The sequence below is a fragment of the Streptomyces colwelliae genome, from assembly GCF_048158785.1.
Classification (GTDB): Bacteria; Actinomycetota; Actinomycetes; order Streptomycetales; family Streptomycetaceae; genus Streptomyces.
On sequence record NZ_JBLTJC010000423.1, the window covers coordinates 1 to 8,254 of the forward strand.

Sequence of the window (8,254 nt, forward strand, 5' to 3'; positions counted from 1 at the left end):
CCCCGTCCGCCGGCCGCCTGCTTGGCGCTCTTCCCGCCTCGGCGGGGGAGGCCGCCGAGGAGCGGTTGCAGGACCTCGTCGTCTCCCGCACCGCGCAGCTGCTGGGCATGGAAGAAGTCCCGGCCCGAACAACGCGACCAACGACACCCCCGTCGCCAGCCACGTGGCCCCCAGCCACTGCGCCCCGTAGTACCCGAGAGCCACGCTGTACGCCGCCCAGGACAGGCCCGCGAGGGCCGACCAGGGGAGGAAGTCGCGGGCGCGGCGGTGGGCGGCGCCTGCGCCCAGGGAGACGACCGAGCGGCCGGCGGGGGCGAAGCGGGCCAGGATGACCAGGGCTCCGCCGCCGCGGGCCAGGGCCTGGCCGAGACGTTCCTGCGCGGTGGTGAGGCGGCGGGAGCGGGAGATGGCGCGGTCCAGGCGTTCGCCGCCGCTCCAGGCCAGCCGGTACGCGACCAGGTCGCCCAGTACGGACGCGCCGGCGGCGCACGCGATCAGCGCCAGGATGCTGGGGACCTCGTGCGGGACGGGAACGGCGTCGGCCGCCGCGCCGGTGCCCGCTGCCGCCGCCGTGGCGGCCGCGATGACCAGGACTCCGCTCGGCAGAACCGGCAGGAACACATCAAGGAGTACGGACAGGGCGACCATGGCGTAGATCCATGGGCTGCCGGTCAGCGACCCCACACTCTCGAACAACACATCTCCCCGTGAACTCCCCCGTGGGCCGGACCTGCCGCAGCGTCGCGAGGGAGCGGCAGGGGCGGCCAGTGACAGCCATACAGCGTACGCCTGGGTGGGGACAGGAGATTCACGGGGGGCACGTGTGATCCGCACAGTGTGTTCACCCGGCTGCCCCGTCCCGGGGAGCGGGGCGGGTCCGCATCCCGTAGCAACGTAAAGGGGTTCGAAGCGGACCTGAACGTGAGGAACGGTACACATCATGGTGGCAGGCATATGCGCGGGCGCCGTCGTCGCGGCCCTACTGGCGAGCGGGACGGGTGGTACGGGAGGCTCCGGCGCCCCTGACGGGTACTGGATGCGGACGGACGCGCGGTTCGCGCCGGTCGGCGCCTTCGTGCCGTCGGCGGCGGTCACGTACGACGGCAAGGTGGTCCCCGCCGCCGCGTGGATCCAGGTGAGTCAGCACACGGCGGTGAGTGGTGCTACGACCGTGAAGCTGCGGGTCGACGGGATGGTGCCGGGGCACGCGTACGCCGTCCATGTGCACCAGAAGCCGTGCGGCGCCGACCCGGCCGCGGCGGGCGGGCACTTCCAGCACAAGCCGTCCACGGACCCGGCCGACGTCACCGCCGACAACGAGGTCTGGCTGGACTTCACGGCCGACGAGCACGGCGCCGCCGAGGCGAGCGCCCGGCACGACTGGGGCTTCCGGCAGGGCGAGGCGTCCTCGGTCGTGATCCACGACATGCCGGGCAGCAAAGTCCGCGCCGCCTGCTTCACGGTGCCGTTCGGCTGGGCTCCCTGACGTCACATGAAGGTGCCCTCCCCCGTGCGAGAGGGGGAGGGCACCTTCATGTACCTGTAGGGGCATGTGCCTGTAGGGGTCAGGCGGTGACCGGCGTCTGATCGGCCGACGTCCGCTCACCGGCCGCCGTGGCGGACCGCTTCACGAACAGCCGGTCCACGCCGAGCGCGCCGGACCCCGTGAACACCAGCAGCAGGAAGGCCCAGCAGAACATCGCCGAGGCCTCGCCGCCGTTCTGGATCGGCCACAGGGCCGCCTGCTGGTGGACGTTGAAGTACGCGTACGCCATCGAGCCCGAGGTGATCAGCGCGGCCGCGCGGGTGCCGAGGCCGAGCAGGACGAACGTGCCGCCGACGAACTGGATCACGGCCGCGTACCAGCCGGGCCAGGTGCCCGCGTCGAGGGTGCCGCCGTCGGTGCCTGCGGCGCCGCCGAGGATGCCGAAGAGCGAGGCCGCTCCGTGGCAGGCGAAGAGCAGGCCGACGACGACGCGGAACAGGCCGACGGCGTACGGCTGGGCGCTGTTGAGGCGCCCGGACAGGGAGGGAGTCATGTGGGGGGTGCTCCTTCGGTCGGGCCGGTCCGGGTCGCGGACCGGTCTGGGGGACGAGCCGAGTGAGCGATCAACGTTAGGTGAACCTAATCTATGCTTGCAAGTTCAACATTCGGCCACTGTTCAGCTTCCGTTTGCGGTTCCGGATCGGCCGTCGCCGCACGTAGAACCGCTCTCGCCACCGCGTCGGCGTCCGAAAGCGTGACCGAATCCACGCCCGGACGAGCACCCGCCGCGGTCACCCAGTGCACGCCCTCCGTGGGCACCCCGAACGCGAACCGCCTTGCGTGGACGCCTCCTTGACGGTTGATCAGACGGTACGGACGTGGTGTTACGTCGAGTCCTCCCGTTTCGTAACCATCCACCGTGTGCGGCCGGCACCGGCCCGTCCGCAGCAGTCGGCCGAGGAGTTCGTCGGCGGTGCGGCGCAGGTCCGGTTCGGGCAGCCGGGCCTCTATGAGGGTTGTCACACGCACCGCCGAGCCCGGTATCCCGGGGGAGCGCGCCACCCAGGCGCCGTCCGCGTCCCGCACCTCCAGCCGCGGCCCGAGCACCTCCACCACGCCCGCCTCCACCAGCGCGGCCAGCTCCTCGATACGGCGCCGGGGCGGGCCGATGGACAGGAACGCGTTGAGCGGGGTGTACCAACGGTCCAGGTGGTCACGGCGGGAGGAGCCGGCCAGACCCCCGTGGTCGACGACCAGCCGGAGTTCGTTGCGCAGATCGCGCAGCACGTCCAGGGCCGCCTTGAGCGGGCCGTCCACATTGCCGAGCGCCGCGTGCTCGGCGTCCTCGCGCAGATACGACAGCAGCCAGTCCCGCCAGGCCACCGGGTGCGCGAGATCGCGTTCCGTATACGGGCGGGACAGTCGGTCCCAGCACCAGCGGTCGGTGTCCGGGATCCCGAACTCGTCGAGTATCAGGGCCTCTTGGGGGTCGCGGTGCGGTACGGCGAGGAAGCGCTCGGTGAATTCCGTCAACTCCGGGTGCCGGTAGGGCCGTAGCAGCGCGGTGTAGTAGACCGTCTCGACCTCCTTCGCCACCAACGGCCATATCTCCGTGAGGAATTCGGGCGGCTCGGCGGAGTCGGCGCGTTTGCGGAAGGCCGATATCGCCTCGGGGGTGAGGACGAGGGGGGTGTGGCGGCCGTACGGCCCCTTCGCGTTGTCGCCGCGGGCCTGGTACGGGATGCCTCGGCGTGAACCGGCGTACAGGCGGGGCTCGTTGCCGGAGGGGAGGTAGCGAAGGCCGCCGTTCTCCGTGCGGGTGAAACGGCCGCCCCTGCCCGTCGTCAACAGGGCTGTGTGGTCGAAGAAGTTGAGGCCCAGACCGCGCAACAGGACTGGTTCGCCCGGCCGTACGACGGACAGGTCGACGTCGGCCGGGTTGGCGGGCGGGATGTGGCGCAGGCCGTGGCGGCCGGCGTAGGAGCAGAGCCGGCGCTGGGTGGTGTCCGGGGCCGTCGGGAGGTGGCCCTGCGCCAGGACCACGGCCGAAAGGGCGGACAGGGTACGGCCGTTGTCGAGGGTGAGGGCCTGATGGCCGTCGGGTGCGTCGTCGAGGCGTACCGCGCGTGCCCTGTGTGTCGCGACCTGGACGGACTCGGGGGCCTCGCGGACCGCGCGGGCGAACACCCACTCCAGATAGCGGCCGTAGTGCGCGCGGGTGGGGTAGTCGTCCGGGCCCAGTTCGGCGGGCGCCCACTCGTGCAGGCTCGGGCCGGGGCGGATCGGGCCCGAGCAGTCCACGCTGGCGTCGGTGAAGAGGGTCACCTGGGAGGCCACGGTGTTCATCAGCAGCTCGGGCGACTGCGCGGAGCGCCACACGCAGCCGGGGCCCGGGGGCGCCGGGTCGACGACGTGGACGGTGAGGCGGGTGCCGGGCGGCAGGAGCTCAGGCGCGGAGGCGCAGAGGCGTTCCAGGACGCTCGTACCGCGCGGACCGGCGCCGACCACGGCGACCGAGACGGCGGCCGGGACGGGGGCCGGTTCGCCGTCGGGCGCGTTCACTGCGGACAAAGGGGTGACTCCCGGGCGTGTGGGGGCGCGATGGAGCAGACCGCCCACCGGGAAAGCGGACGGCCCGCCTCATCATGCCCCCAGCGAGATCACGAGGGTGTCAGCGGGGACTCCTCCACGGTCTTCAGCGTCCCGTCCGCCCGTGCCTGCTCCAGCCGCAGCCGGGCCGAACGACCGTGCAGGGTAAGGGTCATGATCTGGTTGCCGAACCAAGGGCCGCCCGTCTTGCGCCACGTGACGGACGGGTGCGGGCAACGGCCGTGCCGGGCGAGACGGCGGCCCAGACCGCGCGCGACCGCGCTCCAGCCGAAACGGAAACCGAGGCGTATGTAGGAGGGGATCGAGTTGTGGACGGGGGAGCAGGTCAGCTGGAGGACGCGGGAACTCGGGCTGGCTGTCCGCCACTTGGGCTCCGCCACGTACGCGTGGTGTACGTCTCCCGACAGTACGAGCACCGATGCCGGCGCCCCGTCTCCCGACCCCACCTCGGCGATCAGGTCCGCCAGCTCCTCGAAGGACTCCGGGAACGCCGCCCAGTGCTCCAGGTCGGCCGCGCGGCGCAGTTTCTCGCCGAAGTCGGCCCAGCGGGCGCCCCGTTCACCCCGGGACAGGGCCGCGTCCCAGGACTCGGCGTCGTGGATGAGGTGGGGCAGCAGCCAGGGGAGCGAGGTGCCGATGAGGAGGTGGTCGTAGGAACCTGGGTCTGCCAGCGCCTCGGTGCGCAGCCACTCGGCCTCGCCGGGGTCGAGCATCGCGCGGTGCTGCTCGTCGAGGACGCGGGCCGCCCTGCTGTCCACCATCAGCAGGCGCACCCGGCCGAAGTCGCGCCGGTAGCTCCAGCGGACGGTGGCCGGGTCGGCGTCGGCGCGGCAGGCGAAGGCGCGGAGCTCGTCGGTGCCGTCGGGGGCGTCGCGGACCGCCAAGTAGAGGGGATCGGCGGCGAGTTCGGCGGGGGAGAGGTTCCCCAGGTGCTGATGCACCCAGTACGACATCAGCCCGCTCAGCAGCCGCTCGCGCCACCACGGGGTGGCCCGCATGTCGGCGAGCCAGGCGGCGCTGGTGTTCCAGTCGTCGATGACGTCGTGGTCGTCGAAGATCATGCAACTCGGCACCGTGGACAGCAGCCAGCGGATCTCCGGGTCGAGCCAGGACTCGTAATAGAGGCGCGTGTACTCCTCGTAGTCCGCGACCTCGCTGCCGGGCGGCTCGCTCAGATCGCGGCGCGCGGAGAGCCAGCGGCGGGTCGCGTCGGAGACCTCGTCGGCGTACACCTGGTCGCCCAACAGGAGGAGCACGTCCGGCCGTTCGGCCTTCGGGTCGCGGGCGATGCGCGAGGCCAGCGTGTCCAGGGCGTCCGGGCCCACCGGGTCGTGGTCGTCGGCGGGCGGCGCGGCCCAGCGGCAGGAGCCGAACGCGACACGGACCGTACCGTCGGCGTCCGGGGTGTGGATCACGGACGGCGGGAACGGCGATTCGGGCAGCGGCCACACGCGCGTGCCGTCGAGGAACACGTCGTACAGCGTCGACGTCCCCGGCGTGAGGCCCTCCACCGGCACCAACGCGTAGTGGTGGCCCGCCACTTGGAAGGTCCGGGCGGTGCCCCGGGCGCCGTCCGCGCAGCGCACCTCGGCGGTGCACGGACGGCTCGCCTCGACCCATACGGTCGCTGACGAGCCGTCGGCGTAGCGAAGCAGTGGTCCAAGACTCAGTCCGGCCACGGTTGATCACCTTCCTCCGTCGCCCCGTACGGTACGGAACGACGGAGGTCAGCGACTAGGTTCCGCGGATCACCACTTGGTCGCGGGCTCAGCAGCCGCTGAGGACCGAGGTGAGCTTGGCCTTCTCGGCCGTGTCGACCGAGAGGTCGTAGTAGTACTTCACCTGGACCCAGGCACGGACGTACGTGCAGGCGTACGAGGTGAGGGACGGCATCCAGGTCGCTGGGTCCTGGTCGCCCTTGGACTGGTTGACGTTGTCCGTGACGGCGATGAGCTGCGGACGGGTCACGTCGTTGGCGAAGGCCTGGCGCTGGGCGGTGGTCCAGTTCCGGGCGCCGGAGTCCCAGGCCTCGGCCAGCGGGACGAGGTGGTCGATGTCGACGTCGGAGGCGGCGGTCCAGGTGGCACCGTCGTAGACCGAGTACCAACTGCCGCTGGTGGCCACGCAGGCGGAGGTGGTGACGACGTTCGTACCGTCCCGCTTGAGGATGTACTCACGGGTGTTGCAGGTGCCGCTGATCGTGATCCAGGTGGGGAACAGGTCACGGTCGTAGCCGGTCCGGACCTCGGTGGCCACGGTGAGTGAGGCGAGGTAGGTGCGGGCGGTGGCGGCGCTGACCGGGGTGGGAAGGGCGGCGGAGGCGGCCGGACCGTTGAAGAGTCCGGCGAAGGCTATGAGCCCGGTGAGTGCCGCGAGTATGCTGAGCCGTCGACGCGCGTAGAACTTCGGCATACGAACTCCCTTGTGGTGTGGGGGCGTTGGAGTGCGAGCGGGGAAATGCTCGCGGTGCCGTGTTGCGGGAAGGTGTGCGTCCGGTAAGAAGCTAGTGACGTGCTCATGACACAACAAGGGGTACGGCGAGACTTTCCTCACGGGTGGACAGGGCCGGTCCTCGCGTACAGTGGACGGCGCAGAAGGGGAGTAGCTCTTCGCCGGACCGTCGACATACTGCTCAGCTCGTCTGAGCCGGCGCCCGGAGGCAGGTTCATCCCGCAGGTGGGGATGGGTCGGCCAGCGAGACCTTCGGTAAAGCAGTGCACTAGTCGTTTTTCGTGTGCGCTGCCGTGCCGAGGTGTCCGCAGACAGCAATCACACTCTCGGTGGGGCAGCCCCGACCGATTGAGGAACCTTGATCAGCATCAGCGTGACGGCGCTCGTCTTCGGCGTCGTCTTTCTCGCCGAACTCCCCGACAAGACCGCGCTCGCCGGACTCGTCCTCGGCACCCGTTACCGCGCCTCGTACGTCTTCGCCGGTGTGGCCGCGGCGTTCCTGCTCCATGTCGTGCTCGCGGTGGCGGCGGGCAGCGTACTGACGCTGCTGCCGCGGCAGTTGGTGGCCGCGGTGACCGGTGTGCTCTTCCTGGGCGGGGCCGCGGTGCTCCTCTTCAAGAAGGGTGACGACGAGGAGGAGGTCCGGGGGCCCAAGGATCAGTCCTTCTGGAAGGTCTCCGGCGCCGGATTCATGCTCATCCTGGTCGCCGAGTTCGGTGACCTGACCCAGATCATGACGGCCAACCTCGCGGCCCGCTACGACGATCCGTTCTCCGTCGGGCTCGGTGCGGTGCTGGCGTTGTGGGCGGTGGCCGGGCTGGGCATCGTGGGCGGGAAGGCGCTGATGAAGCGGGTGCCGTTGAAGTTGATCACGCAGGTCGCGGCGGTGCTGATGCTGGCGCTGGGGGCGTGGAGTCTTTGGGAGGCCGTCGCCGGGTGAGGGGGCTGATGGGGGCTTTGGTTCGGCGGGGTGAGCTGAACGGTGGATGAACTGTTCCGGGGGTGGTGGCGCGATGCCGGTTCTGTTTTGTACCGTAGAGAAACAAAGTGGCTCCCGTCCGTTCTCCCTGACCGGCGGGCGGGGCCACCTTGTCCCTCCGGGGGTCGACCGGGGTGACCAGGTTGACCGACGTACACCTCTCCCGTTCCTTGGAGCCTGCCGATGACGGCCACCACCGTGCTCACCGCCCGCGCCCTCCTGCTGGACATGGACGGCACCCTCGTCGACTCGCACGCCGTCGTCGAGCGGATCTGGCGGAACTGGGCCGACCGGCACGGGCTGAACGCGGACGAGGTCATGAAGGTCGTGCACGGCCGGCAGGGGTACGCGTCGATGGCGCTGCTGCTGCCCGGCCGGCCCATGGAACAGAACTACGCCGAGAACGCGCGCATGCTCGCCGAGGAGACCGCCGACGTCGAGGGCGTCGTCCCGATCCCGGGTGCGCCGGAATTCCTGGCGTCCCTACGGGGTCTTCCGCACGCGCTCGTCACGTCGGCGGACGTCGCGCTGTCCACGGCGCGGATGGGGGCGGCGGGGTTGGAGTTGCCGGAGGTCCGGATCACTGCGGAGTCCGTCGGTGCGAGCAAGCCTGACCCGGAGGGCTTTCTGAAGGGCGCCGCCGAACTGGGCGTCGCGCCCGCGGATTGTGTTGTCTTTGAGGACTCCGGGGCGGGGATCGCTGCGGGGCGCTCCGCGGGGATGCGGGT

8 protein-coding genes are annotated in these 8,254 nt (G+C 70.9%); 3 read left to right on the top strand and 5 right to left on the bottom strand.

Annotated elements, in window-relative coordinates:
* On the bottom strand, window positions 1-696 hold a 696-nt coding region (locus tag ACNFOC_RS46285; RefSeq protein WP_416965004.1), incomplete at its 3' end, for a DedA family protein.
* A gap of 244 nt (window positions 697-940) precedes the next feature.
* On the opposite strand from ACNFOC_RS46285, the gene ACNFOC_RS46290 reads away from it, so the two are divergent.
* Window positions 941-1,486 carry a superoxide dismutase family protein gene (locus ACNFOC_RS46290; protein ID WP_416965005.1) on the top strand — a complete coding sequence of 182 codons (546 nt, stop codon included), beginning with the start codon at window positions 941-943 and terminating at the stop codon, window positions 1,484-1,486.
* Window positions 1,487-1,565: 79 nt separating this feature from the next.
* Here ACNFOC_RS46290 and ACNFOC_RS46295 read toward each other — a convergent pair whose 3' ends face one another.
* From ACNFOC_RS46295 to ACNFOC_RS46310, 4 genes are all read right to left on the bottom strand, one after another.
* Window positions 1,566-2,027, bottom strand: coding sequence for a DoxX family protein (locus ACNFOC_RS46295; RefSeq protein ID WP_416965010.1), 462 nt, complete (start codon window positions 2,025-2,027; stop codon window positions 1,566-1,568).
* Window positions 2,028-2,125: 98 nt separating this feature from the next.
* Window positions 2,126-4,048, bottom strand: coding sequence for an FAD/NAD(P)-binding protein (locus ACNFOC_RS46300; RefSeq protein WP_416965011.1), 1,923 nt, complete (start codon window positions 4,046-4,048; stop codon window positions 2,126-2,128).
* Between the two features lie 98 nt (window positions 4,049-4,146).
* Window positions 4,147-5,775 carry an alkaline phosphatase D family protein gene (locus ACNFOC_RS46305; protein WP_416965006.1) on the bottom strand — a complete coding sequence of 543 codons (1,629 nt, stop codon included), beginning with the start codon at window positions 5,773-5,775 and terminating at the stop codon, window positions 4,147-4,149.
* 88 nt (window positions 5,776-5,863) lie between these two features.
* The gene (locus ACNFOC_RS46310) at window positions 5,864-6,508 is read right to left on the bottom strand and encodes an HNH endonuclease family protein (RefSeq protein ID WP_416965007.1); all 645 of its coding nucleotides are present in this window, start codon (window positions 6,506-6,508) and stop codon (window positions 5,864-5,866) included.
* 397 nt (window positions 6,509-6,905) lie between these two features.
* On the opposite strand from ACNFOC_RS46310, the gene ACNFOC_RS46315 reads away from it, so the two are divergent.
* The gene (locus ACNFOC_RS46315) at window positions 6,906-7,487 is read left to right on the top strand and encodes a TMEM165/GDT1 family protein (protein WP_416965008.1); all 582 of its coding nucleotides are present in this window, start codon (window positions 6,906-6,908) and stop codon (window positions 7,485-7,487) included.
* Window positions 7,488-7,709: 222 nt separating this feature from the next.
* Window positions 7,710-8,254: HAD-IA family hydrolase (locus tag ACNFOC_RS46320; protein WP_416965009.1), on the top strand; the 545-nt coding region annotated here is incomplete at its 3' end.